This window comes from Paracoccus wurundjeri (assembly GCF_030678915.1).
Classification (GTDB): Bacteria; Pseudomonadota; Alphaproteobacteria; order Rhodobacterales; family Rhodobacteraceae; genus Paracoccus; species Paracoccus onubensis_A.
Map to the genome: position 1 here is coordinate 1 of NZ_JAUUTZ010000063.1, position 1,050 is coordinate 1,050.

Sequence of the window (1,050 nt, forward strand, 5' to 3'; positions counted from 1 at the left end):
CGGCTTTGTTGCGCAAAAGGTGCTTTGGGTATAATTTCCCTTTCCCGGGACAGACTTATCCTACGGCCATTGTCACGGGCGTGCCGAGAGCGGTGTAACGGTTCATGACGGCGCAGCGGATTTGCAGCTCTGCGACCTGCCGGTCGAAGTCCCGCGCCATGAGGCTCTGACCAAGACGTTTTACACAATGCATCTTTGCCTCGACGCGGCTTCGGCGGTGATATTGGCTCCATCGTCGCCAGATCGCAGGGCCGAGATATTTGACGGCCCGGAGGATTTCGTTGCGGGCGTGCGCGCCGGCAGTTGTTGGCTTCCATGGTTTGGCATTCTTGCGCGGTGGGATGATCGCTTCTGCCCCTCGATCCGCAATCGCATCATGACACTTGCGCGTGTCGTAAGCCCCATCGCCGGTCACGGAGCCGATTTCCTGGTCGGGCGGGATCTGGCTGAGCAACTCCGGTAACATCGGCGCATCGCCAATATGGCTCCCGGTCGCCTCGACGGCCCGCACCTCCAGCGTTTCCTCATCGATCCCAATGTGAACCTTGCGCCAGATGCGCCGCTTGGGGCCTCCATGTTTGCGCGCATTCCACTCGCCTTCACCCTCCGCCTTGATGCCGGTGCTGTCGATCAACAAATGTAACGGGCCGTTGCCACCCCGATAGGGAATATCCACCATCAGGGTCTTCTGACGGCGGCACAGCGTGCTGTAATCTGGAACCGCCCAATTCAACCCCGCCAAACCGAGTAGGCTTTCGACAAAGCCCGTTACCTGCCGCAACGGCATGCCAAACTGTACCTTCAGCGTCAGGCAAACCTGGATGGCGGCATCGCTGTAAGCTTTCTGGCGGCCTCGTTTGCCGCTCGGAGGCGGCGACCAGGTCATTGATGGATCAAACCAGATGGTCAGCGAGCCACGTCGCTTCAGGGCGTCGTTGTAGGACGACCAGTTCGTCGTCTTGTATTTCGTCGAGGTCCAATTGCTCATGCCCAAAGGTATCACGCTGGATTCACAAGATGAATCCCGTCAACCTTTTGCGCAACAAAGCC

Annotated in this window: 1 protein-coding gene; it reads right to left on the bottom strand. The window is 58.9% G+C overall.

Going from position 1 to position 1,050, the window contains the following annotated elements; translation table 11 throughout:
• Positions 1–55: 55 nt before the first annotated feature.
• Positions 56–988, bottom strand: a complete 933-nt coding sequence (locus tag Q0601_RS24610) for an IS5 family transposase (RefSeq protein ID WP_305292847.1) — start codon at positions 986–988, stop codon at positions 56–58.
• Positions 989–1,050: the final 62 nt, after the last annotated feature.

Bases quoted from the DNA above. Each gene is read 5' to 3' on its own strand.
- Q0601_RS24610 (WP_305292847.1), bottom strand. From the start codon at position 988: ATGAGCAATTGGACCTCGACGAAATACAAGACGACGAACTGGTCGTCC.